This window comes from Dyadobacter sp. HNCC25DJ184, assembly GCF_056895215.1.
Genome location: NZ_JBXHAQ010000008.1, coordinates 128149 through 152455, shown reverse-complemented (window position 1 = coordinate 152455; position 24307 = coordinate 128149). Strand labels below are relative to the sequence as shown.

General features: G+C 43.0%; 15 protein-coding genes. 3 read left to right on the top strand and 12 right to left on the bottom strand.

Annotated elements, in window-relative coordinates; genetic code table 11:
- The first annotated feature begins 45 nt into the window (after positions 1–45).
- Positions 46–1158, top strand: a complete 1113-nt coding sequence (locus tag AC1XUD_RS13990; protein WP_483361638.1) for a hypothetical protein — start codon at positions 46–48, stop codon at positions 1156–1158.
- A gap of 226 nt (positions 1159–1384) precedes the next feature.
- On the top strand, positions 1385–2977 hold the full coding sequence (locus AC1XUD_RS13985; protein ID WP_483361637.1) for an ABC-F family ATP-binding cassette domain-containing protein: 1593 nt from the start codon (positions 1385–1387) through the stop codon (positions 2975–2977).
- 208 nt (positions 2978–3185) lie between these two features.
- Here AC1XUD_RS13985 and AC1XUD_RS13980 read toward each other — a convergent pair whose 3' ends face one another.
- The 7 genes from AC1XUD_RS13980 to AC1XUD_RS13950 form a co-directional block, all read right to left on the bottom strand.
- On the bottom strand, positions 3186–4349 hold the full coding sequence (locus AC1XUD_RS13980; RefSeq protein ID WP_483361636.1) for a LacI family DNA-binding transcriptional regulator: 1164 nt from the start codon (positions 4347–4349) through the stop codon (positions 3186–3188).
- Positions 4350–4705: 356 nt separating this feature from the next.
- Positions 4706–7057 (bottom strand): beta-L-arabinofuranosidase domain-containing protein, encoded by a 2352-nt coding sequence (locus tag AC1XUD_RS13975; protein ID WP_483361635.1) that lies wholly within the window; start codon positions 7055–7057, stop codon positions 4706–4708.
- A gap of 318 nt (positions 7058–7375) precedes the next feature.
- The gene (locus AC1XUD_RS13970; RefSeq protein WP_483361634.1) at positions 7376–10009 is read right to left on the bottom strand and encodes an ABC transporter permease; all 2634 of its coding nucleotides are present in this window, start codon (positions 10007–10009) and stop codon (positions 7376–7378) included.
- Positions 10006–10344: a PadR family transcriptional regulator gene (locus AC1XUD_RS13965; RefSeq protein WP_483361633.1), complete on the bottom strand. Its 339-nt coding sequence runs from the start codon at positions 10342–10344 to the stop codon at positions 10006–10008. Before AC1XUD_RS13965 ends, AC1XUD_RS13970 begins: the two co-directional genes overlap by 4 nt.
- A 345-nt stretch (positions 10345–10689) precedes the next feature.
- Positions 10690–13914, bottom strand: coding sequence for a choice-of-anchor tandem repeat GloVer-containing protein (locus AC1XUD_RS13960; RefSeq protein ID WP_483361632.1), 3225 nt, complete (start codon positions 13912–13914; stop codon positions 10690–10692).
- A 223-nt stretch (positions 13915–14137) separates the two neighbouring features.
- A complete protein-coding gene (locus tag AC1XUD_RS13955) occupies positions 14138–18016 on the bottom strand; it encodes a PAS domain-containing hybrid sensor histidine kinase/response regulator (RefSeq protein ID WP_483361631.1) in 3879 nt (1292 codons plus the stop codon).
- Between the two features lie 195 nt (positions 18017–18211).
- A complete protein-coding gene (locus AC1XUD_RS13950) occupies positions 18212–18931 on the bottom strand; it encodes a hypothetical protein (protein WP_483361630.1) in 720 nt (239 codons plus the stop codon).
- 153 nt (positions 18932–19084) lie between these two features.
- Between AC1XUD_RS13950 and AC1XUD_RS13945 the strand changes: the two genes are divergently transcribed.
- Positions 19085–19504 (top strand): response regulator, encoded by a 420-nt coding sequence (locus AC1XUD_RS13945; RefSeq protein WP_483361629.1) that lies wholly within the window; start codon positions 19085–19087, stop codon positions 19502–19504.
- On the opposite strand, the gene AC1XUD_RS13940 is transcribed toward AC1XUD_RS13945, so the two are convergent.
- From AC1XUD_RS13940 to AC1XUD_RS13920, 5 genes are all read right to left on the bottom strand, one after another.
- Positions 19501–19878: a DUF983 domain-containing protein gene (locus tag AC1XUD_RS13940; RefSeq protein ID WP_483361628.1), complete on the bottom strand. Its 378-nt coding sequence runs from the start codon at positions 19876–19878 to the stop codon at positions 19501–19503. The two genes, AC1XUD_RS13945 and AC1XUD_RS13940, sit on opposite strands and share 4 nt — an antisense overlap.
- A 134-nt stretch (positions 19879–20012) precedes the next feature.
- Entirely contained in the window at positions 20013–20978 is a 966-nt protein-coding gene (locus AC1XUD_RS13935; RefSeq protein WP_483361627.1) for an AraC family transcriptional regulator, read from the bottom strand.
- Positions 20979–21042: 64 nt separating this feature from the next.
- Positions 21043–22365: a S1 family peptidase gene (locus AC1XUD_RS13930; RefSeq protein WP_483361626.1), complete on the bottom strand. Its 1323-nt coding sequence runs from the start codon at positions 22363–22365 to the stop codon at positions 21043–21045.
- Positions 22366–22390: 25 nt separating this feature from the next.
- The gene (locus tag AC1XUD_RS13925) at positions 22391–23458 is read right to left on the bottom strand and encodes a hypothetical protein (protein ID WP_483361625.1); all 1068 of its coding nucleotides are present in this window, start codon (positions 23456–23458) and stop codon (positions 22391–22393) included.
- On the bottom strand, positions 23455–24162 hold the full coding sequence (locus tag AC1XUD_RS13920; RefSeq protein WP_483361624.1) for a hypothetical protein: 708 nt from the start codon (positions 24160–24162) through the stop codon (positions 23455–23457). Before AC1XUD_RS13920 ends, AC1XUD_RS13925 begins: the two co-directional genes overlap by 4 nt.
- Between the last annotated feature and the right edge of the window lie 145 nt (positions 24163–24307).

The window sequence follows — 24307 nt, the reverse complement described above, 5'->3', positions numbered from 1 at the left end:
TTAATTCCAATTGATAAAACCTCAACTTTCTTAATCGTCAATCCTATGACTCTCAAAAATCTATGTATTGTTGCCTTTCTGTGCACAACCACAAATTCCTATGCTCAGATATCAGCCACCAAAGTTTCCATAAAAGGGGAAAATTTTTATATCAATAATCAGATTACACTGCGTGGTAAAAGCTACAAAGGCATGAATTTGCAGGGGCTTCTACCAAACTCACGTATGGTTCAGGGCACATTTGATGACAGAAATCCTGCAACTCGCAGTCGTTGGAAATATCCGGATACGGGTGTGTGGGACGCGGAGCGTAATATCGACGAATTCATTGAGGCGATGCCGCTCTGGCGAGCTCATGGACTTTTGGCTATCACGGTAAACTTTCAGGGAGGAAGTCCACAGGGATATTCGGGTGCCCAGCCCTGGCATAATTCGGGATTTAATGCCGACGGGTCGCTTGATAGCGCCTATCTGAAAAGGCTGGAAAGAATCATTAAGAGAGCCGATCAGTTGGGCATGGTGGTTATTGTCGGTTATTTCTACTTTGGTCAGGATGAAAGAATTACAGATGAAAAGGCTGTGATTGCGGCAGTTACCAATTTGACGGAGTGGCTTCTTTACTCACGAAATCAAAATATTCTGATTGAAATTAATAATGAGTGTGACCTTAGGTATGATCACCCGATTTTGACGCCAACCCGGGTACACGAGCTCATGGAACTTGTGAAGTCTATCAAGTTAAAAGGAAGGCGACTTCCCGTGTCTACAAGTTTTACCGGGGGCGAAATCCCGACAGATAATGTCCTTACCGCTTCTGATTATATTCTGCTGCACGGAAACGGTGTGGGAAACCCTGCGGAAATAGAAAGGATGGTCAGAACTGTTCGAAATCATTCCTTATATGCCGGTCAGCCTATCGTTTTTAATGAAGATGATCATTACAATTTCGACAACTCCGAGAACAACTTCCTATCAGCTACAAAAATGCACGCGTCCTGGGGGTATTTCGACTTTAGAAGGACTGACGAAGCCTTTGTGGAGGGGTATCAAAACTTGCCTGTCGATTGGGGAATTAACAGTGATCGAAAGAAGGCGTTTTTCGGACTGCTAAAGACAATGACAGGCGGAGCCGTGGCCGACGCGAGAGAGGAACAATGAGTGAATTTTGAATGGATGAATGAGCCGTGGTCGCTGGCTACCAGTGGGTTAGCCTGAATTAGTTTGGAAGCCCTGATAGAGGCGACTGTCGTTTTCCTATTAATTTTTTAACTTTGTGCTTTAAAAAAGACATCACCTGCATGTGAGATATAATTTCTTTTCTGAACAATAAGCGGTTCCGTTGAAAACGGAGGGTGCGATTATTCATCTTTAAAAGAAAGAAATTATGCTTTTTCTTCACGGTGTCGCATATGCACATCCGAATCGGGATGTGTTGTTTGCGAACATAAATCTCACAATTCTCAAACAAGATAAGGTTGCTTTAATTGGCAACAATGGCACCGGAAAATCTTCCATGCTTAAAATTTTAGCAGGATTATTGCCTCCGTCAGAAGGTATTGTCAGAGCCGACTCGAAGCCATATTATATACCTCAGATTTTTGGCCAGTTCAATGACCTCACCATTGCGCAGGCATTGGGGATAGACGGGAAACTTTCTGCTTTGCGGGCAATTCTCGAGGGAATCGTAACAGATGAAAATCTGACGTTGCTAAACGACGATTGGAATATTGAGGAACGCTGTCAGCAAGCTTTTTCAAATTGGCAATTGGACGAGTTTGAGTTAACCGAAAAAATGGAGACACTCAGTGGCGGGCAAAAAACTAAGGTTTTTTTGGCCGGTATCATGATCCACGAACCCGAGATCGTCCTGCTCGATGAACCCAGTAATCATTTGGATGTATCCTCAAGAAATATTCTCTATCACTATATACAATCCACAACCGATACGCTGGTGATTGTCAGCCATGACCGGAATTTGTTGAATATGCTGGATACCGTTTTCGAACTTAGCAAACGTGGAATAACCATGTATGGAGGTAATTATGATTTTTATCGTGAACAAAAAAACGCAGAAAGTGAGGCATTGAATCAGGATCTGAAAGTCAAAGAAAAGGCACTTCGAAAGGCTCAGGAGGTTGAACGGGAATCGATAGAACGGCAGCAAAAGCTGGATGCACGAGGGAAAAAGAAACAGGAAAAGGCTGGACTCCCGGCGATTTTGATGGGTGCGCTAAAAAACAGTGCGGAGAAAAGCACCTCCAGGATAAAGGGTGTGCATGCTGAAAAAGTGGGCAATATTTCCCAGGAAATAAGCCATTTACGACGGGAATTACCGGATATCGATAAAATGAAAATCGGGTTTGACAACTCAAAATTGCATCAGGGAAAGGTCTTGATTTCAACCAGGGATATCAATTTTGGGTATGGCGACGAAATGCTATGGAGGCAGCAGCTAACAATCGAAATCACCAGTGGCGAAAGAATCGCGATCAAAGGTTCAAACGGGGCCGGAAAAACTACTTTTATTAAATTGATACTGGGTCTACTCGAACCTACTCACGGCACTATTTTCACCGCGGTTTCCAAAGCCATCTACATCGATCAGGATTATTCGCTGATTGACGAAATGCTTAGTGTATATGAACAGGCACAGCGGTTTAACTCAGGGGAACTTCAGGAACATGATATCAAGATTCGTCTCAATAGATTTTTATTTACCAGGGAATCATGGGACAAACCTTGTGAGGCGCTTAGCGGGGGCGAAAAGATGCGCTTGATGCTCTGCTCGTTAACCATAAGCCAACAGGCGCCAGATATGATTATACTGGATGAACCGACCAACAATCTGGATATTCAAAACACTGAAATACTGACCGCCGCAATTAATGACTATCGCGGAACATTGCTGGTGATATCGCACGATGAAGTTTTTCTGGAGCAGATTGAAGTGGGGCGCGCGATTATCTTAGGAAATTGAAGTTTTGATTGTCTCGTTTATAAGGTTTTGTCAGTTGTTGTCAGGAATGGACGTGGCTCAAATCTATTTAAGTGTTTGGCAAGAATATAGCTTCGAATGCCAAAAACAAAAAAAGGGCTTCTGATCATCAACATAAAGTGATTCCAGAAGCCCTAACCAAAAAAGCATAGGAGTTGACAACGTCTTTACTATCTTACATACTTTGAACCTATATCGTCAGGAGTGCCTCCTCCTTCGGATAAACTTTGATCAACCCGTTTTTAGGTTTTGATTTTGTTTTAGCAGCCCTTGTTTCCAATTGAACAGCCGCCTCGAAAATCGGCGGTCTTTTTGGCAATATCTCCACCTCCTTGATCTCAGCCCTCATCGTTGAAGAGCCTTTGATAACCAAAAGCGGCTGAAGATTCAACTGGGTGATTTTGTGAATATTGTCAATTGATTCGATCAGTATGCGGGTCGCTGACTGCCCCATTTCTAAAAGTGGCTGTCTCAGCTGAGTCACAGGAGTACTGAATAAGTCCAGAAATTCGGTTTCATCAAAACTTATGACGGCCAACTGTTGAGGCACTTTGATTTTTCGGGAATTGATATACTTCAAACCAAACATTCCTATACGGTTTGTGGTCAGATACAGGGCATCAATAGCTAGTTCTTTGCCTAGCAGATCGTCAAAAGTCTTTTCAATATCTGTTGCCAATGACTTTTCGCTCAGTTCGATAATCCGGCCTTCCGTTTCCCGGTCGTATTCGGTCATCGCTTTCACGAAACCACGCTTTCTTTCCTGCATATTATATAGCGGAGTGTCCAGCGTAATCATCGCGATGCGTTTGTGCCCATGGTCAAGCAAGTGATTGGCGGCCATATAGGAAGCCTGGAAATTATCGATTGCCACATAATTAGTAGCGATTTCAGGAAAATAGCGATCCAGCAATACAAATGGTATTCCGCGACTTTCCAGCTCTGCGATTTGCTGCTCTGTGCCTTCTGATGGTACTATTATCAGGCCATCTACCTGTCTGTTAAGAAAAGTGTTGATCAGCTTTCTGAACTTCTCCGGGTTTTCGTCGCTACTTCCGTAAAGTACTGTATATCCGGCTTTATCAGCCTCATCTTCAATAATGCGAGCTAAACTGGAAGAAAAAGGGTTTGAGATATCTGCCACGATAAGACCGAACGTATTGGTCTTTTTACTTTTAAGGCTACGGGCGATCTGATTCGGGTAATAATTTAGTTCCTTGGCCGTGTCACGTATATTTTGAGCTACCTCAGGTTTGATCCGGTTCTGCATTTTATTGTTAAGAACATAAGAAACGAGGGTAGTAGAAACTCCAACTTTGTCAGCGATACTTTTTAAAGATGCTTTCTTTTCCATGCATATGAAAATTGGTGAAAGAAAAACTCTGGCAATATAATTGCACATTACCGGGGTAACGAAAGGAAAAATAAATTAGTTTAAACTGCAATCGTCCGCGGTTGAAACGTTTCAACGAAGCCTGTTGGACTTTTTTAACTATAACAACAGCAACTTAAACTTTACGCCTATAGTTGAACTATTTATATAACTAAACCAGCGAACTTTTGGAAAATACCATCGCAGAAAAAAAATGATATTTTTTTCATGTAGTAGGAAATAAATATTTGGTAACGCGCTGAATATCAAATCAATTCCATCAAGAATTGTGAAACGAACTGATAAGGCGGGGGGGCGAAAACCGAAAGAATCGCGAATTATTTCATCAATCTAATATCGTATACATTACCTGCGACTGATCCGGGAAGGGCTTTAAACCTGATTGTCAGGATATCAGATTTCCTCAACGCGTCGGGGATCATATAGCGTTCCTCAAAAAATATTGCTTCATTTTTGCGCCGCAGATTTACCGTTTTGAGAAGAACATCATTTAAATAAAGCTCAAAGTCCTGATTCATGTCAGTGTTATAAGTCACGCGAACCGCCTGCGCTGCTTTCGAGGTATTTCTCAGGTCATAACTAAACCACCCTTTTGCTCGCCTGTAATGAACATCTTCAAACACTCCTATTTCTGTATCCTCACCTTTGAAGTTGTGATCTGACTCCGGTTGCTGCTCGCCAGGCGCCACTTTGTCTACAGTCTCTTTTTCGAGTGCTAATGTCAGGTCGTCGTTTTTCGTCAGCTCTTTAACTGTGCTTTCCAATTCCGCTGGTCTTGAATATGGGAAATAGATCACATAACGACTGTCATGAATCTGGAAAAATGGTTTCAACCGCAAGTTCCTGAATTGCTTTTGAGGCAAAATCTCTGCAACAGAATATGTCAGCGTTTGACCTGCAACCGGTTGCAGATATTTCGCAAAATCTTTGGTATTACTGACCAGTATCGGCGCCTTTGCCAACGGATAAAGCGGACCTCTGGCTATATGCCCCATGCGACTGCTATCGGCAAACAGCCCCGTCAAATTTTGATTATCTGCAACCGCGGCCAAGACGATCGGGCCGTGCACAAATGAAACCCACGACGAAGAATCTGGCAACATTTCCGTTTTCGTCGACATGGGTAAAACCACCTGCACCTTATCGCCTGATTTCCATAAACGATTAATTATAATATATGAATATCGATCTTTTGTGACTCTAACTAGCTGATTATTAATCAAAACCCGCATATCCGAGGTCCAGCCAGGGTAATGAATATGTAATCCGAATGTAGATGGTTTGTTGATTTTCAAATGCAGTTCTGTTTTCTCCTCAAAAGGAAAACCCGTTTTCTGAGTCAGCACAATACCTTTTTGATTCCAGTTTAATACTGACGGAATAAACAAATTGACATATAGATCATTTTGATGGTGCGCGTAAATCAGCTCCCCATATTTCCCATGATTTTCCATTCCCGAGCCAACACAGCACCAAAAACCCTCCTGAGACTTGCAGTAAACGCGGTAGTGTTGTGGGCGCATAGGTGTAAAATAGACAAATCCGCCCGTTTCAGGATGCTGTGTAGAAAGGATGTGATTGTAAAGTGTGCGCTCATAATAGTCGATATACTTGCCCGACGGATTATCCAGAAACAATAATCTGGTCAGTTTCAGCATATTGTAGCTATTGCAGGTTTCCGGGCCTTCCACGGAATTGATCATGGATGAAAAATTACCGGCCGGATGAAAGTGTTCCCGAACGCTATTTCCTCCAATAGAAACAGTGCGATGATCAGTCACGGTTTGCCAGAAAAAATTAGCCGCGTTCGTCCAGGTGGAATCTTTTTCTTCATGCCCTACCCGCTGATATCCAATCACTTTCGGAATCTGCATATTGGCATGCAGACCATTGAGTTTATCCTCATTTTTCAGAAGTGGTATCAGTGTCGATTTATCCGAACATCTTATCGCCAGATTCAAATATTTCTTATCACCGGTTATGACAGCCAAATCCGCAAAAACCTCATTCAAACCCCCGTGTTCCGATCGCAGCATGTCTTGCATTTGGACATCCGTGATATTAGCAGTAACACTTGTAAACCAGTCGGTTAGCTTGATCAGAATTTGCTTTGCCTGCTGATTTTGAGCAATGACATATGCATCCCGCAGTCCGGCAAAAAGTTTGTGAATATTGTATAGCGGAACCCATTTTTGATTTAAAGAAAAAGTATGGGCATCAATCTTCCCATTCGCAATTTCCTGCCACATCGCCTTTCCTCCGGGAATTCCGCCAACATATCCGTTACCATTTGCACGCTGACAGCTGTCTAGCACACTGACCATATAATCAAGTCTTCTTTTTGCTTCCTGATTGCCTGTCGCGGCCACCATTTGAGCGAGCGCAGTCAAATAGTGGCCGCCGATATGACCGTCCAGTCCGGTATTTTCCCAGTTTGGATAATTTTTTGCGGGCGAATTGACCGATGACTCTTTGCGAAAAGGAGCCAATAAACGATCCGGAGAGAGTTCAAGGATATATTTCAAATCAGTCTGTTGGGCTTCTTTGAATGGCCCGTCTAAAAGCCGAACAGTCGAAAGCGAAAATGCTTCGAGTTGCATATTCTGACCCTGCGCGATTCCAAAAAGAAGGAATACAGGAAGAAGGAAAATTAAAGTTGGCCTTTTCACAGTCGGGGTATATTTAGAGCTATTGATCGTACAAATCCTGTGACCTCCTGGCTGCTCAACAGAATATGGAATGTAATTTTAGATCTAAATAATGCAAAATTAAACCTGTGATTTGATCGCTACTAATCGTATTTTGATTGAATTAATTGTTGGCTTTAACATTCAGGCAAAAATCGAGAATATTGTTTGGATCAATTTGCATGCACGGCAAAATGAGCAAAAGGTAAAGTTCGCAAAGGACCGAAAACGATGGACTTTGCGAACTTTGCCCTTAACTTTTTTTGCTTTGCGCGACACCTATATCGTGTCAAAAGTGAATTATTCGCTACGCAGACTTTTCACCGGATTCAGCAACGCCGCTTTGATACTTTGATAACTAACTGTCAATAAGGTTACTATAATTGCTCCCGCGCCAGCAGAAACGAAAATCCACCATGAAATTTCTGTCCGGTATTGGTATTTTTCGAGCCAATTGTTGAGAAAATAATAAGCTACTGGTCCCGAAATTCCCAAGGCGATCACGACAAGTACGAGAAAATCTTTCGACAGCAACCCCCACAAGTTGAGAACGGAAGCGCCTAATACTTTCCGGACACCGATTTCCTTCGTCCGCTGTTCCGCAACAAACCACGCCAAACCGAACAGGCCCAGACAACTGATTACCACAGCCAGAATTGCAAATCCCGAAGCAAGTTTTCCGATCCGCTCTTCCACTGCAAATTTCAAAGCATATTGCTGATCTGAAAATTGAAAGTCAAAAGGACTGCCGGGATTGAACTTCCGGAAGACTTTTTCAATGGCAGCAATAGATTCCGTAGCTCTTTTTGCTGGATTTAGTTTGATACTGATGACCCCAGCCCAGTTGTAGTCCAACATAAAAACGGTTTGCAACGGCGGCTCGAAGGGCGAGCTCATGATCATATCCTCAATCACACCCACTACATGAAACGGGGTTCCGTTCCAGCTTATCAACTTTCCGATCGGATTTTTCAACCCCATATACCTGATCGCCGTTTCGTTCAGGACTATTCCGCTGGAATCTGTTGAAAATTGTCTGGAAAAATCTCGCCCTTGTTTAAACTTCCACCCGACAGTTCTTCCAAAATCATGAGAGACGGCGATGGTGCCGAAACTCGCTTTCAGTCCCGGATCTTTCCCTTCCCATTCAAAACCTCCGTTCTGAGAGTTCAAATGTGTTGTTGGCGCCGAAGAAGTGGACATATCCACGACCGCGCCGGTTTTAATTAGCTCGTCTCGCAGCAAATTATAATGCTGGAAAAGTTCGGGAGTATTCATCGCGATGGTAATCAGGCCGTCACGGTCATACCCAACCGGCCGATTTTTGGCAAACTGGATTTGTCGGAAAACGATAACAGTACCAATAATAAGCGTAACTGAAACCGTGAACTGAATCACAACTAACACCTGTCTCGGAAGCACGGCGAAACGTCCGACCCGAAACGTTCCTTTCAAAACACTGATCGGATTAAATGATGAAAGATATAGAGCAGGATAACTACCGGCGATGATTCCGGTAAGAAAACAAAAGGCAATACCAACTACCCAAAACACAGGTTCAGTCCATAATATGCTTATATCCTTGTCTGCTACCTCGTTGAAAATCGGCAATATGAGCAGCACCAGTAATATGGAAAATAAAAAAGCCAATCCAACTACCAGCAGCGATTCACTAAAAAACTGCCCAACCAATTGGGCCCGAAGAGAGCCAACTGCCTTCCGCACTCCGACTTCCCTGGCACGTTTTTCGGAACGGGCCGTCGACAAATTCATAAAATTGATGCAGGCCAGAAACAAAACAAAAATGCCGATGATACCAAACAGCCACACATATTGAATCCTCGCATCCAGATTGCCTTTTTTATCCCAGCCGGTGTAAAGGTGCCATTTGCTCATTGGATGTAAAAATATCTCTGGTTTCATGAATGCCGTCTCCGGTTCATGTGTGATACGCAAGTCCCTGATTTTTTTCGATACTTGTTCGAAATCGGCTTTGGGAGCGATTTGAGCCAAAATTTGCCATGAATTATTGCCCCATTCCGCATTGTCGCGGGCCCGTTTTACCCAGTCTTCCGACGAAACATATAAATCCCACGGAGCTATGAATTTGACATCGCGAAACTCGGTATTATAAGGCAAATCCTCATATACACCGGTTACTTTCACGTTGAATTTATTATCAATTTTTACAATCTTGCCCATCGGATCCTGCGTTCCAAACAAGGCTTCTGCTGCCGACTGCGACAACATAATGGATGCAGGATCTTTGAGCCCTTGCCAGGTTCCTTCTATCATTTTGAGGGATAACATTTCCGGAGCTTCCGGACTAAAATAGTTGCCGGTATTGGTGAACTTTTTGTCTTGATAAGCGAGGATATGGCCATTCGTCCACGACGACATCACAACAGACTTGAAATCCTGCCCAAAAACTGTCCTGAGCTCTTCGCCCATCGGATACGGCATATGGCCGCCTTTGAAGACAGTTCCTTCATAGCTTCCGCCCTGCATTACCTTGGCAATGCGATCATAATTTTTGAAATACCGGTCATAAGTTACTTCATCATATATCCATAATCCGATCAGTATCGCGACCGCCATTCCGAGCGAAAGGCCGGCCACATTGATAAAAGAAAAAGCCTTGTTTTTGACGAGATTACGCCAGGCGACTTTGAAATAGTTACGTATCATATCATGGCTAAATAAAAATATGGAAGATCTGAAGGGTATTTTCTTGATATATGCCGGCTTGAAAAATCCCAAAACTTCCAGCCAGTAGAGCCGATTCGCTTTCGCCTCCCCAACCCTATTGACCCGTTGTATAAAACTTTCATGAAGATCTCCTTCGATGGTCTCGACCAGGTCAGGTCTGCAAAACCATTTGAAGAAACGGATTGCCCACTTCGGAGGCTTTATGTTAAGATTAGGCTCGATCATATATTGGTAGCCAGTTTAAGAGGACTTACTAGTCTTTCCCAAAAACTAACCCTCACTTGATTGATTTCATGCAAGGTTCGCTGTCCATATGCCGTGATCGAAAAGATGCGTTTCCTTTTCCCCCCACGTTCGGCAGTAGGCTCTCCCAAGCTAGACTTCACCATCCCCTTTTCCTCCAGACGCTGCAAGGCTGAATGTACCTGGTTCAAGCGAAGCTCACGGCCGGATTGTTCCGAAATTTCGTTCATCAACAAAACTCCATATGCCTGTCCATCCATGACGGCAACGGCCAGCAATACGATTTCCTCAAACTCACCAAGATATATGCGTTTCATACAAACTAATTAAATCTATTTTTGCTGATAAAATAGCTTGCCAGCGCATTGGGCTACTATCAAACCATTAAAAATCAGTGTATTATAAAAAATTAACCGCACTAGCTACGTCCGATATCGAACAGTGGCTGTACGGTTAAAGAACACAGAATGGCAATGCCCTAGATCGGGAGTGCACTATTTCTTCGTCTTCTGCGGAGGTGTCATAGTCTAACCGGGTTGCTGCAAACTGAGCCTCTAAAGGTGCAACATTCGGCCGCATTCCTTCCAGAATAAACAAAATTACCCCGGTTTGATATACCCGCCAAGATGCTGTTTGTTGTGCCTAATATGCTTATACCCATATCAATTTTTCACAAATTTGAACGTATAAATTTGGTTGTCAGACTCGTATCTTAGAATATAGGCACCAGGGACGAGAGAATTGATATCGATACTGGAATCCGAGGTTATCGCGCTCCCTCCAATCACATTCTTTCCATTGGAATTAAATATTTTCCATGAAATATTATCCGTCGATTTTGCCTTTATAAAAATGCGTTCACCTGAAGGATTAGGATATACCGCCAAAGTCCCTGCAATATCCCCAAGATTCAGCGCTATCTTTCCGGAGTATGCGTAGCTTCCATCCAGATCCACCATTTTCAGTCGATAGTAAAGCGTAGCAGATGATATATTGGAAAGAAGCTGATCCAAATATGTGTAACTTCCAATGCCCGCCTTTTCGTTGGACTCCACGCGGCCAACTGTCGCAAAAATCTTTCCATCTTCGCTGCGTTCTATTTCAAAGTGCGAAAAATCAACCTCGTTTATCGTTTTCCAGGTAATAAGTCCTTGCCTCTCGACCAGCTTTGCCTCCATAGACAGAAGTGTTACAGGCAACGAGGTACCATTTTTTGTTGCGAAAAAGAAGGTTGAAAAAGAGGTGACGCTGGTAGTAAAAACAAAATCCTGATCCCATGAACTCGTTGTCGAAGCGATCAGAGTAGCAGCCGAATTAATATTGGTTTGGCAAGTATTATCCTCACTTTTGAAAATACCTACATCAGCAATGGACTCAACGGGTGTACTAATCGACTGTTGCGACGCTGCTGCGACCGATTCGTACTCACTTTTAGGAATGTAGAAACGAACATCAACCTTAGTACCCGGGTTCAGTACTTTGTTTTGGGGAGTTATCGTGATGTTCCGATTCAGATAAAGTCGTTGCTGACCGTCAGTTCGTATGATTCCGGCATTGACATAAAGAGACGCCTGAACACTGCCCAGATTATTCCCGTTGGCATTTATCTCGGCTATGGCATCCCCTTTCGAATCAGTAATGGGTACCCAGGAACTATTGTTTGAAATGTCAATCGAAACAGCGGATGCTGATAGACAAGTGCCTGGGTTACCGTATGAAACAGGCGCAGGCACAAGCGTCAACGCGCCTGATTGCGGCTGGGTTCCTGAATTATAGTCCAGATCGATCGTCTTTTTATACAAGTTGCCAGCGGCATCCCATTCGAAAATAACACCATATCCGAGCCCACCTCCGTCAGAGGTTGTTCCGTAAAACTTGTCGCCGCTCAGCGTCAGACTACCGAGTGGTGTGATTCCCGAGCCATAGCTTTCAAAATTTTTCTTTTCAGCAAAAACATTGGAGGTAAATCCATATTTAAAAATTCCTCGTTTAGTCATGCCGTAAAATGCATCGTCTTTCCATATCAAATTCCCTGACGGGCTGACATCTGCGTAATCAACGAATTCATACAATTTCGTGTAGGAGTTGCGAACCGGATCCCATTTGAACAGAACACCATCCTGATTCTTCCCCCCCGCACTATTCAGTCCATAAAAAATTCCATCTCTGAGCGTCATATTACCTAACGGTTTGCCGCCATTCGCCGCCGATAAGTCCTGTTTCTTCAGGTATGAGCTTGTTTGCGGATTCCACTCAAATATTACCCCATATCCATTGCTACCTCCAAGGCTTGTAAGCCCGTATAATTTATCATCTTTAACAACCAGGCTGCCATATGGATTTGCGCCATTACCAGACTCAAAGCTCTCCTTTCTCGTGTAGGTATTGCTAACCGGGTCCCACTCAAAAATAACGCCGAGATTATTATCCCCTCCCTGATTGGTCATTCCGTACAACTTGTTTCCGTAAGGTGTCAGATCTCCATACGGCGTGATACCCTTGGAAGGCTCAAAATCCTGCTTACGGGAGTACTTGTTCGTGGCCAGGTCCCACTCAAATATCACCCCATTCCCAAACTTCCCCCCGGCGGTGGTCATCCCATATAGCTTCCCATCTTTAAAGGTCAGGCTCCCATGAGGCATCGAACCGTTGGTTTCAGAAAAATCAATCTTTTTTTCATATGCATTGCTGATCGGGTCAAAACCGAATAGAGAGCCAGCTCCATTTACTCCACCGTCTGAGGTAAGCCCGTAAAGCTTGCCATTAAATGACAACAAATTATTGGTAACAGGTGAACCGGTTGCTTCACTGAGGCTTTGCTTTACCTGATATACGTTTCCAGTGGGCTCCCACTCAAAAATAACGGCATAGTGGTTCGGACCGCCTGTGGCGGATCCGTAAAATTTGTCTCCTGCTAATGTCAGGCTGGCAAATGGATACTCTCCCGAAGGTTCACTTAGCACCTGTTTCTTGATATAAGTATTCCCAATCGGATCCCATTCAAAGATGGCTCCGGAACCATTTTCCGCCTTCCCACCGCGAGTAGTTATCCCATAAAACTTTTCCCCTTTTAAAACGAGGTTCCCCCAGGGATTACATCCGCTGTCCTGCGATAAATCCTGCTTTTGGGTATACCCGCCCGTCGCCGGGTCATATTCAAAAATAACCCCCAACCCGTTTGCGCCTCCATCATACGTGAGTCCATAAAGTTTGCCATTGAATGAAGTCATACTTCCCAATGGATGGGCACCAGCAGAAGAACTTAGCTTAAAAGTTTTTGTGAAAACATTCTGGACGGGATCCCATTCAAAAATGACCCCGTTGCCGCCGTCACCGCCCTGATTGGTCATTCCATATAATTTATCGCCCTGCACGGTAAGGCTTCCTGAAGGCACACACCCGGAAGTATACGTGAGGTCCTGCTTTTTCAGATATCCATTAGATAAAGGGTCAAATTCGAAAATTACACCGAGTCCATTGCTGCCGCCGTCCGCTGTCATTCCATAGAATTTGCCGTTAAAAAATGCCAGTTTGCCACGTGGTGTAGCACCATTTAAATACGAAAAATCATAGAGAGCAGTATAAATATTCGCTACCGGATCCCACTTAAAGATGACTCCCAGCTGGTTTTTCCCGCCAGCAGCGGTAATTCCAAACAATTGGCCATTGTATTCGGTGAGCTCAGTATGAGCAGGAGTTTGCCCGGGAACTGCGATGTCAAAGCTATGCCGGTTGACGATATTTCGACCTTGACCGTCCGTACTAAAGATTGTTCCGATATCATTAGTACCTCCCCGACTGGACATACCCCAAAGCTGATAAATTCCTTGAGCTTTGGACGATATAGAAATAAATGTAGCAAAAAAGAGAAGTAATGGTAATTTCACGATAGAGGGTTATATATAATTGTAGTATTACAAATTATATGTTTTTTCACATAAAATAAAAGAGAGCATACGCAATTAATTAATATTTGATGCTACTCCAAAACCACAACATATTGTGATTACCACTAATAAAATAGTTACATAAAGGACCTAAATTCGTCAATTACACATAAAAAAAGCCGGCAATTCGAAAATCTGCCGGCTTTTCATGTCAATGGGGTATCTAATTTATTATTTCAACCAACACTGGATTTAGAAGCTCGATTTCCTTTTCCAGCTGGTCAATCAGGTCTAACAATTTATGGTGTTCGAAAGAAATGGAGTTTTCAAGTTGCTGAGCAATTCTGGTGACTTCGCCCAGGTAGGCAGAAGAAGCAGCACCCTTTAATTTATGACCGTGAGCTTTGATCGATTTCAAATCCTCTTCTGCAAACGCAGCTCTTAAATCAAGTAATGCATTTGCCAGCGTTTGTTTAATAAGGATCAGAAATTCTGATATAAACAAGTCATCATCCATATACACGGCCTTCACCTTTTCCATATCAAAATGCTGGACATCGGCGACTTCTAATTGTTCCAACTTGGTATCAGATTTCGCGAGATACTTTCCCAATACCTGCCTTATGCTTTCTTCGACAAACGGTTTGGATATAAAATCATTCATCCCGGCTTCCAGGCACCTTTCTTTTTCGCCTTTAACATTCCCTGCCGTCAAGGCTACTATGGGCACCGCAGCTCCCCCAGGTAATAATCTAAGCTCTTTTGCCGTATCGTAACCATTTTTTTCCGGCATCTGTATATCCATAAAGATGAGGTCAGGAAATTTGTACTTGCAGACCTTAATTGCCTCAATTCCATTTTCGGCATCCCATAGCCTCGAGTTGGGCATGATACGTCGAACAATTGTTTTGGCAAGGAACATATTGGCGGGATTGTCCTCCACAATCAGAATCGAATTTTTCTGTTCCAACAACGGAAGGGTATCAGGCGATACCGGCTCTTCCGGCAACAGTTTCTCCTCCCTGAATAACCGCGAAAGAGACAGTGACACGTCGTTTAATTTCAACGGTTTTGTGACGCGGTGTTTGATACCCAATGATTCACTTACCGCGTTCACCGAGGCATCATCCGCCGAACTGGTCAGCAACACCACCGGAATGTGCTCCGCAGAAGTAATTTTACGAATACCTGCAATGGTTTCGAGGCCATCCATATCCGGCATGTGGTAGTCCATCAGCACTGCATCGTAGTCGTTGCTCCCGATCAATGATAAAGCCTTGTTGCCACTTTCTGCCAAGTCACAATCGATAGAGAAAAACTGCAGCATTTTTTGCAGGATGAGGCGGTTATGCTCGTTATCATCAACCACCAGTATCTTTTTGACGGCGTCTGGCTGATCCCACACAGAAGGCATACCCTGCTCTGCCTTTGAAGTTAGGTCAAAATAAAAAATACTGCCTTTCCCATGCGTACTGCTCAACTGCAGCCGACTTCCCATCATACCCAAAAGCTTGTTGGATATGGTGAGCCCCAAACCTGTTCCTCCGTATTTTTTTGTAGTTGTACCATCTTCCTGCGCAAATGCAGTAAATATTTTAGTCTGTTTTTCAGACCTGATCCCGATTCCGGTGTCTCTTACCAAAAATCTGCAGGTAACTTCACCCGACACTTGATCAAGGTTCTTCAGTATTTCAACTTTCAGCTCGATCTCTCCTTTCTCCGTAAATTTTGCCGCGTTGCTGAGCAAATTGATCAAAACCTGTTTCAACCTCACCCCGTCGACCCAGATAAATCGGGGAAGATTGGAGGGTATATCCAGCAACATTTCCAAACCTTTTTTCTGAACAGGAAAAGAAATAATATCTGACGACTGCGACAGTATCTCATATATATCACAACGCTCGACATCCAGCTCGAGTTTTCCTGCCTCTATTTTAGAGAAGTCTAGAATGTCGTTGATGACCGCCAATAACGCATTGGCCGACTGGTTGACGATATTTAAATACTGACTCTGCGTCTGGCTCAACCCGGTTTTTAATACGAGTTCCGTAAAACCAATAATTCCATTGAGCGGTGTACGAATTTCGTGACTCATATTGGCCAGGAACTCAGATTTAGCGGCACTCGCCTGCTCCGATTGATAGCGTGCGTGTTTGAGTTCTTCTCTCTGCCTGACGTATTCGGTCACATCACGGGTGAACATCATAATCCCACCAACCTTACCTTCGAAATTAAACCATGGGCGTACTTCCCAGTTTAGATACTGATCTGTTTCCCAACCAATCGGGCGCCACATTTCTTCCTGATTGATGATCACTTCTCCGCGCAGGCCTCTCTGATGAATGTCTTTCCATTCGTCCGATATATTTGTAAATACCTCATAATGAGACAATCCTATTATTTCTTTGCCCGTTAACCGATAATCCTCCATCCATCTTCGGCTCGTTGCCAGATATTTGATATTCTTATCAAACATTGCAACGGCGGCCGGAGCATGTTCCACAAAAGCCATCAGCCTTGCCCTTTCCTCTTTCAGCTGAAGCTCTACTTCTCGTCTCGCTGACAAATCATTCGCAACGCCCAAATAGCCTATGATTTGATTTTGATGATCCCGAATGACTGTAACAACCAAGCTTACCAGTATTGCAGCACCTGATTTGGTGATATACGTCCATTCACGAACCTCTGACGTTTCTCGCTTTGCTTTGTAAATAAACGTACTGAAACCTGATATTGGCACTGCATACTCTTTGGAAAGCTCCTCACTACGGGCCTCCACTTCACTAGTCAAATGGATTTTAGCGACGTTCATTTTCCCGACCACTTCCTCGGGCGTATACCCTAATAATTTTTCAGCACCTTTATTGAACAACGTGATCAGTCCACTTGTGTCTGCCGCAATTATACTGACCTCGGAAGCCGAATCGAGTATATTCGCCAGCATTCTCCGAGAATTACTGACTTCAAGCTCTATTCGTTTTCTTTCGTCTATGTCTTGAAATGTTCCATAAACCCTTTTACAAATACCATTTTCAAACTCCGCGTTACCAATCACCCTCACCCATACCGTCCTGCCTTTGCTCGTTATTAACTCTACCTCAATTGCAAAATCGCCTCTCCCTGCAACAGCCCCATCAAAAGCAGCTGTCATTCGGTTCCTGCTATCGCCTTCTTTGTAAAAAGCCATGGCCGCTGCTAAATTCGGGATGTAAGCCTGGCCAACTTCATGAATGTCTTTCGTGATTTCCGTCCAGAAAACTGTATTGTAAATAGTATCAACCTCCCATCCACCAACACGAGCGACCTGATTTGTTTGCAAAAGCATTTCCTTTGTCCTTTGCAAATTTCTTTCCATATGGCAACTTTCGGTCACATCAATCGAATTAGCTACCACATATGTTGATCCATAATTATCGGTAACAAGCGTATTGTTGTAGTTCCAAATGCGGTATGAGCCATTTTTATGCAGTGTGGTCATCAGCCCAACCGACTTTCCTGTTTCCCTGATTTGGCGCAGATATTGTTGAAAGGCCCCATGGTGTTTCGGTGGGACGATCGATATAAGATTTGTTCCCAACAGTTCCTCCGGAGTATACCCTAATAAATTGGCACCGGAAAAATTTACAGTCAAAAAATTTCCATCTATGTCATGTGTACACATTAGCCCAAGCGAATTTTCAAAAAACGATCTGAAATGTGCTTCACTTGCCCTTAATTTATCTTCTGTAATTTTCTGGGCAGACACGTTCCGGCCGATCGCTATAAGATTCCCTGATTCGACATTAGGTTTAACATTCCATTGTATATGAAAGTATTCTCCGTTCTTACTCTTAAATCTAGTAATAAAGTTCTTTACCGTTTCGCCCAACAACAACCTGGACAGTTGATCATACGAAACCTCAAGGTCGTCGGGGTGAACCAATTCGAAATAGGAAGTTTTAAGCAGAGTGGTCTCATCCCAGCCTAGTAACTGGGTGAAAGCCGGGTTCACTTTTTTAAAGAATCCGTCGGTTCCTGCAATACAAAGCAGGTCTTCCGACTGGCTGAACAAAATCTCAAAATTTCTGAGTTCATCCAGCGTCTCCGGTGTTGGTGAAGTCAATTTATATCTCAGTTTAAATGTGTCGTTTCCTCATTGACCTATACTAATTTACTCAAATTTGAGCCCAATAAGTATATAAATTTCAGTGATTTATTTAGAATAAACAATTAATTCTACGGCGACTATCATAAAAACGCCATTAGAGAGTCGGAAACATTGTAAGGAGTTTAAATTAAGCAAATTTTAATACCCAATTTATTTGGGTAAAAACGTAAGCTGCAATACACCTCCCTGCGAGCCATCGGCGTTTGCACGCTGCCAGCCAAGAGATAATGGCAACTGTTTCGTCAGAAATATCCCGATACCGACTGTCAGCCTGCCCTTCGCATGACTACCAGATATCCAATCGGCCAGAAAATGTAATTTTTCGTACCATATCCCTAAATCCATTCCGGTTTGAAAACCATGGTTTGGGCCGTCACTCAGATATTTGTGATTCCCGTAATAAGGTCCGGCAGCAATCTGAAAACGGTCATGATCTCCAAAAGACGCATTGAGATTCGCATAGGTATAATAAACCAGCTTTGGAGATGAAATATGACGTATGCTTGTGCCACCCAGAGCTCCTAATCCAAAAGACAGAACACGGTTGATCTGAAACACTTTTTGGGCATTCAAAAGTAAAACAGGAGCATATGGTGTGATTGTCGAAGTGTCATTGCTTTCGAAGTGCCTACTTTCTAATCCGTACACAACATTGATCAGGTTGACCCCGATTTCCCAACCTTTTCCTAAGCCATAGGTCATGGTAGTAGAAGATTCTATCTCATTTTGAATTTCAAGCTGCTCCTGAACACTCACCTTTCTATAATCGGTGATTTCCGAAGAAGATACATTAAACACCGTCAGCTGAGCAAACAGCCCGGAATGGAAAGTCAGGATCATGCACACCACGAGCAGGAAATCTTTTTTCATAACATACTTAGTTTAAACCAAGTATGATCAATAACCATTCCGAACCTGATTAGGTCGAGTCGGCTACTAAACCTGTGGAAATGCGTCAGCAGAAATAAAATAATTAATGCTCGCAGAAAACTTTGATATCTTTACACCATTCAAACAACCTTTATGATAAGTAAGGAATCGATTATTAAAAATGTTTACCTGGCCGATGACGACGACGATGACCGGTTCTTGATTTGCGAAGCCATAAAAAGTATTTTACCAACGATCAATATTATTGAAGTTACTGATGGGAGACAATTACTGGATAGAATAGTCGGTTCCAATGCCAAATCTGCCGCCCTGATCCTTCTGGACATGAATATGCCCCGAATGAACGGGCTGGAGGCAGCAGCGGCTATTCGTTCCAATCCCAGTCTGGACGAAATTCCCCTTGCAATGATCACTACCTCGAGCGACAGGATTCTCAGTGCCCGAGCATACGAATGCGGGGTCAACAGCTTTTTTATTAAACCGTCCAGTTTTGAAGGTCTGATTAAGATGGCCCGTGAACTTGTCTCACAGTTTCTGCACGAAGAAAATTAAGCTTTTACATTTGCCTCTCTTGGTTTGATAAAAATCGCCAGCCAGCTTCTTCGGGCTAGCCGATATGCAAGCGGGGTAAGGATGATTAGAATTGGTATGATAGTGAGTAGAAAATAGTTGTAGTAATTACTGAAAAAGAAATTAAACAAAAAGAAGTATATCAGCATAAATGCCACGTAAAATGCATAGCTCATATATAAAGCTCCCTGGTAGAAACCTGGCTCCGGCACCAGATTCTCCCCGCAATGCGGACACGATTTATTCATCTTATCAAAATTTCTGGAATAGGCGGTTTTGGTGATAAAAAAATCCCCCTCGCCGCAACGCGGGCATTTGTTAAAAACGACGCTGTGAAATCTGCTATGGCTGCTCATGATCTTCTGTATTCAAGTGATATTCCCAATACAAATTTCCCTGATTTCAGGAAGTCAACAAAAGACCGTTTACTTGATTGATGGTAAAAATCAACGATTCGAAAAATACCTTGATTACTACTCGATACCTTCGATCAGACATACTGCGTCCTAAACTCTTCAGGCGTTAATCCTGTGTGCTTTTTGAAAAATTTTGTAAAGTAGGAATTGTCACTGAAGTTGAGCTCATATCCCACCTGCGCAATATTCAGGTTTAGATTTACCAAAAGTCGTTTTGCCTCAAGAATAATGCGATTCCGGATCAGCTCGCCCGCCTGAATTCCCAAATATGCTTTGCATACTGCATTGAGATGATTTGGCGTGACCGAAAGGAGTTCTGCATATTCTTTTGGTAATCGTAACGTGAGATAATTCTCCTCGACCAGTTTCTGAAAATTTCGGATAACTGTATAATTGTGAGGCGGTATGCTCTCTATCCTTGCTGATAAAGTCGTACGCTCAACCAATATAAACAACTCCAGCAACAATACTCTGATCATATCCTTGTACAACTCATCGCCAACCCGCTGACTGAGTATTTTTTCAAATATTGCTTTGATATCCCCTGCCGGTTCGGGCGGAATGTTTATCACATTATCCGTAGCCACCCCATTGAAAAATGAAAAATTGGCCAGGTAATCAGCGTTGAGAAGAAAGGTTTTAAAATAAGACTCAGTGAAATTGACAACAAAACCATCCACCTCACCTTCAAAGGCCCATGAGTGAACCTGACCAGGAATCATAAAGTAAATCTGGTCAGTCACAAGAGTAAATTTTGTAAAATCTATTGTATGACTCCCCGTGCCTTTGGTAAAATAAACAAGGTGATAGAAATTGTGGCGGTGCGCCATCACCAGATTTTTGTGGTGCTGCTGTAAATAATCTGCAAATCGTCTGGCCAACACATCCTCCTGCCCTGATTCATAAAGCTTGGTAAAATCGATGGTGGGGATACGCTCCGGCTGCATAGGGCTGATATTAAACTGAGACAAAATAGGCAAAACGAGCTTGGTTAGCAAAAAAAGCCGTAATCTGTCGGCAGTATATATCAATATTTTCACGCCGTCGTAAAAACAACGGTTATTGAGTCCTGTTAGAAAGCATACGTTTTATTCTAAAAATTTTTCAATTCCGCTTATATTGTCTGACTTTTTGTAAAGCGGCTGACGCGTGTTTTCCTTTTGGAAAATACTTCAGATACTCTTCAAACCCTTGTTCCTTAAACGCAGGTTTGGTCTCATCGGCTAGCGCCTGCGTCCATAATACTTCATCAATTTCGTCTAAATACCTTCCCTGCGGGTATTTCTCGAAATACCTTTCTACTGCAAAAACCTGTCCTTTTTTTACATCCGCATACATCGCATCTTCTTCGCTCACCTTCAGGGCGGCATCAATTTTCTCTCGTTCCTTCGATGCACGGTCGTAATATCTGCCGGTTGGAAACAGTTGCAAATAGGTGGTATATTTAAAATCGTCAATTGCATTCGAACTTGTCTTCCAAACAATATTTTCCACTTCATTGATATGAGCAGCCGATGGAAAGTGTTTGACATACAGCTCCTGATATTTTGGTTTATTGATGTCCGCGAAAAGCAACCCTTCAAGCTGCACCTTTGCATCATCAATATGACCTCCCTGGTTTTTGGAGACATAGTCAGACAGCTTCTCGATCTTGTTTTTCGACCTTTTTTCTTTCACAATCTCAACCCAGGCTTTGTCCTCTGCGTCCGAAACTTCTGGCTGGGGGATATTAGAATTCAGGTCCATTTGCCATTGATATCTCCAATCCCTCGTGATCACTTTCATTACCTTTTCAATGGCATATGCTCTTGATCCGGTGGGTGAATCTTCGTAAATCAGGCCAACGATTCCATCAGAGCTTATCAACGGAGCACCGGATGTACCAGGCTGAATACTGTTGATATCAATAATTATTTCATCGTTTGAGCTGAAATCATTTATAGACCCTGCAGCCGCCCCGGTTGGAACATACCAATCCTGCGCTCGCCCAATAAACCAAACCTTGGTACCAGTCTCAATTGCTTTCGAATAAAACTCCTTCGTCCATTTGAAATTCCGAGGTTTATCAATCTCGATAAGGGTAATATCTAAATTATTAGATTTTAGCTGGAGCGGTGTAGCAGTATATACCTTACCCTGATCTTTGAAAAAACGCACCTTGACGGCTATTGGTTTTGCCTCATCACTAATAAATCCCCGGCCATCCAGCCGATAAACCACATGTTTTGCAGTCATGATATATAACTTGTCAGACACTTCGGATATGACCGTCCCAAAGCCATTTTCGTCTGATCCGTCAGAGAGCGTTGTCTTTATTTGAACAACGTTATTTTTCAATTCCGGGCAAAACGAACACTGATTTTGCGCACAAGCCAACCGACTCATTAACAACGTGATGCCGATGATTACTGATATTCCCTTTTTCATAATTTCATAGCGATGATGGTAAGTCTTACTTTGAGAAAACCGAATTTTTGACACTCCAGATCATGGACCAGATAAAGACGACACAGCTCCAGAAGAAAGCGAACGATTTTGCATAATACATATACTCAGCGACACTTGGATTCAGCGTTTTCTCGAACAATTCTGATCCGGCACGAACCTCAGAAACCTCACCTTCGAGGTGCAGTTTCAATACCTGCCCTGTTCTCGATAATTGTATTTTTCTATTTTCAAGATCTGACAAATGAAGCCAATCGGCTTCATCCAGAGCATATTCCTGTTCTGTTTCTAAAATCTTTACCTTTCCGGAGCGTATGGATGATGTGAATTTTCCTGAACCGACGGGGCTTTCTTCCAGAAAGTTAATATCGGAAACAGACATCCCTCTGAACGACCAACTGCTCGTATCGCTCATCGATACTATAACAGGTATTGCGATAGAAGAAAACGTTTTAACCGTAATAATTTCCGGAATTTGGTAGTCGAAATTCCGATCTTCCTGTCCATCGTTTATATCCATTCGTGCCTTGCCGACCTGAACATCGGTGGCCAGCGGGGCATTTTTAATAATCCAATTTTGAATTGTGTCTTTTATCAGAATTGTTATTTCCGAATTCACTGGAAAATCGAGCTCGTTGACCACAATCTTTTTACCGGTAAAATCTACGCCGAAAGGCTCTTTATTTTTCACATTCACCTCCGCACCCGCTCCATATACCTCATTTACATTTGAGATACTTAAATTGGACTGAACGAACCGGTTACTGATTGTCCAATCCTTTTTCAATTTAATGCTTACACTTCTGGTAGTCAGATCGATAGAAACATTCGTTTTAGGAATTTTTATCACCAATCCCGCTCCAATCAACATGATAGTTGCCAACCCGATCAGGATCGACAATTTTCTGATATCAGGTTTTTTATTATATTTTTCAATAATCGAGGACGAGAGATTTACCCATTCAATATTATTTCGGGCAGTATCTTTATCGTCATTCAGCAATGCATCTTTCGCCAACTTCAATCGTCGATTGGCTTCCTGCTGTAATCTTATTAAAGTGTGATCGTCTTTCATTTGATTGCCACTTTATACTGCACTTTGATCCAATCCGTGCCCGCCTCCAGCATAGCCGCCACTTCAACAAGGTAAGATCCATGCAAACTTTGAGGTAATGCGAGGCTAATCGCTTGCCCGGACTTAAAAGACTTGTTCACCTCCTGATATGTGCTGAGCGATGCTCCTACGGGCGCGTAACGATACTTAACACCGAGCACTCTGGCGTTGGGTCGAACTACCAGGTAGTAATTCTTGTCAGCATCGTTGTATGACGACGATACTGGTTTGACAGGAATATACACTTTTTCCTTTCCCACTGTTTTCCATCCATATACGCCAAAAGAACCTGATGGAATCTTCAATTCCAAAAGGACATCCTTTACTCCCCAATCCAGCGTTTGACCATTTGGCAAAACCGCATCCATTCTGTAATAAGTATTTAATGGAAGAGCAGAAGATCGCACGTTTAAATCGGCACCGGTTAAATTTTCTATCTTAATGGTTTCGTTTCTATCCAGTTTGTATGCCAAAATACCAATTGTAAACCCCACGAGATCGAGTGTCGGTGCACCAACTTTCGCAGCATACGCTCCCTCACATCTGTTACCTATATCCCTATACGCAACAGCTGCGTTATCAGATGGTTTCAGGGTAGTATCGCATTGACCCAAAGCAAAAAGCCGCCACAGAAGGAAGCCGAAAAGAAGCAGACTTTGTTTCATAACGATTCAGGATTGAGATATAAGAGTTAAATAATACAGCCAACGGTGTAAAAACACGGCACATTCCAACAAATCATCGTCTCAAAGCCTTCCGATATATGCGATAAGGTACTACTAATCAATACAATAAGCCATATACTTCTTG

Coding starts and splice junctions, on each gene's coding strand:
- AC1XUD_RS13985 (WP_483361637.1), top strand. CDS start 1,385: ATGCTTTTTCTTCACGGTGTCGCATATGCACATCCGAATCGGGATGTG.
- AC1XUD_RS13940 (WP_483361628.1), bottom strand. CDS start 19,878: ATGAGCAGCCATAGCAGATTTCACAGCGTCGTTTTTAACAAATGCCCG.
- AC1XUD_RS13965 (WP_483361633.1), bottom strand. CDS start 10,344: ATGAAACGCATATATCTTGGTGAGTTTGAGGAAATCGTATTGCTGGCC.
- AC1XUD_RS13925 (WP_483361625.1), bottom strand. CDS start 23,458: ATGAAAGACGATCACACTTTAATAAGATTACAGCAGGAAGCCAATCGA.
- AC1XUD_RS13950 (WP_483361630.1), bottom strand. CDS start 18,931: ATGAAAAAAGATTTCCTGCTCGTGGTGTGCATGATCCTGACTTTCCAT.
- AC1XUD_RS13945 (WP_483361629.1), top strand. CDS start 19,085: ATGATAAGTAAGGAATCGATTATTAAAAATGTTTACCTGGCCGATGAC.
- AC1XUD_RS13980 (WP_483361636.1), bottom strand. CDS start 4,349: ATGGAAAAGAAAGCATCTTTAAAAAGTATCGCTGACAAAGTTGGAGTT.
- AC1XUD_RS13990 (WP_483361638.1), top strand. CDS start 46: ATGACTCTCAAAAATCTATGTATTGTTGCCTTTCTGTGCACAACCACA.
- AC1XUD_RS13920 (WP_483361624.1), bottom strand. CDS start 24,162: ATGAAACAAAGTCTGCTTCTTTTCGGCTTCCTTCTGTGGCGGCTTTTT.
- AC1XUD_RS13930 (WP_483361626.1), bottom strand. CDS start 22,365: ATGAAAAAGGGAATATCAGTAATCATCGGCATCACGTTGTTAATGAGT.
- AC1XUD_RS13970 (WP_483361634.1), bottom strand. CDS start 10,009: ATGATCGAGCCTAATCTTAACATAAAGCCTCCGAAGTGGGCAATCCGT.